Origin of the sequence: Actinocrinis puniceicyclus (assembly GCF_018283645.1) — a bacterium.
Taxonomy (GTDB): Bacteria; Actinomycetota; Actinomycetes; order Streptomycetales; family Catenulisporaceae; genus Actinocrinis; species Actinocrinis puniceicyclus.
This window is the reverse complement of record NZ_JAGSXH010000321.1, coordinates 1-1,373: the sequence shown is the minus strand read 5'-3', so window position 1 is coordinate 1,373 and position 1,373 is coordinate 1. Positions and strand designations below refer to the sequence as shown.

The following is a 1,373-nucleotide window of genomic DNA, read 5'->3' as shown; positions in this document are numbered from 1 at the left end:
ACCCTTCCGCCCGCAAGAGTAGGTCCGCCAGCCGGTGCGCCACCGGCGAATCGGGCAACTTCACTCGCACGGGGCGCCACGGCAGACGATCAACTCCGACGATCACCAATCCAGACCAGCAGAGCCCTGCCAAACCCCGCCACGCCAGCCCCGCCCACCAGCACTTTCAGGATGGAACATCCTCATTGGGGCGCGATGATGTGCCGTTAGATCCCCATGTGCGTAAATCTGGTGTCCGAGGGGGGACTTGAACCCCCACGCCCTTAACGGGCACTAGCACCTCAAGCTAGCGCGTCTGCCATTCCGCCACCCGGACCGGGTGTCAACACACGGGTGCCCGAATCGTCCGGAGCCGCGTTGACGTGGAGAACAATACCAAAGATCGGGTTGGGTTGCGCACTAACCGAACAGCACGCCCGCCGCCGCGCCCACGGCGCCGTCCAGGGCCGGAACCGGCGCCGCGCGGCCGCACCGGCCCCCGGACCGCCGGCCCCGGACCGCCGGCCCCGGACCGGCGCTCGCGCATCACCCGGCCGCGGCGCGCACCCGGGCGCCGAGGCGACGTACCGTCTCGGCCGCGGCGATCGACTGGCCCCGGGCCGAGCTGTGCAGGCCGTCCGCGCTCACCATGTCCCGGCACCCGGCCGCCGGGTGCCCCGCCAGGTCGACGTGCACCGTGCCGAGCTCGGCGGCGAGTGCCGCCGCCCGCCGGCCCAACCACGCCATCCGCTCGGCCGGCGGCGGCGTAAGCCAGACCGGCAGCCCGGGATAGGACGACCACACGAACACCGAGAACGTGACCACCAACGCCCCGGCGCCCTGCAACGCCCGCACGATCGCCGCGGCGTCCGCGTCGACCGCCTCGGCGCGCCGCTCGTAGCCCGGGCGCAGCGCGTCGTTCGCGCCGCACACCAGCAGCGCCAGGTCCGGCGCGAACGCCAGAGCGGCCCCGAGCTGCCGCTCACGCACCTGGCGGGTGCGCAACCCGCGCTCGCCGAGATTCAGATACCCCAGCGCCGGCTGCTCGGCCGCCAACAGCGCGGCGACCCGGTCCGCCAGCGGCGCCTGCGGGTAGCCCGCCACCGCATCGCCGACGCCCCGCGCGATACTGTCTCCGAGAACTGCGAAACGCCGCCAGGGATGCCCCCGCAGCAACGCCCGAGCCTCCCCGGCGCGCAGACAGAAAGGATCGGCCGCCTCGGCGCCGTACACGCCGGCCGTCCCCGCATCCTCGCCCGTCATCTGCGGGCCCGCTCCCTCCACATCACTGCTACACCGTCACATCACAGCCGCACCCTGCACGTGGCCAGCATCGCCGAAACGCCAGGCACCCGTCATCCCGCCGCGGGACCCGCCCACCATCGCCCACGCAC

1 protein-coding gene and 1 tRNA gene are annotated in these 1,373 nt (G+C 73.2%); both read right to left on the bottom strand.

All coding sequences use genetic code 11. The features are described 5' to 3' along the window. Positions 1–229: 229 nt before the first annotated feature. A tRNA-Leu gene (locus tag KGA66_RS29055) sits at positions 230–316 on the bottom strand. Between the two features lie 209 nt (positions 317–525). Then, positions 526–1,242 carry an SGNH/GDSL hydrolase family protein gene (locus KGA66_RS29050; RefSeq protein ID WP_211472808.1) on the bottom strand — a complete coding sequence of 239 codons (717 nt, stop codon included), beginning with the start codon at positions 1,240–1,242 and terminating at the stop codon, positions 526–528. Positions 1,243–1,373: the final 131 nt, after the last annotated feature.

Coding starts and splice junctions, on each gene's coding strand:
- KGA66_RS29050 (WP_211472808.1), bottom strand. CDS start 1,242: ATGACGGGCGAGGATGCGGGGACGGCCGGCGTGTACGGCGCCGAGGCG.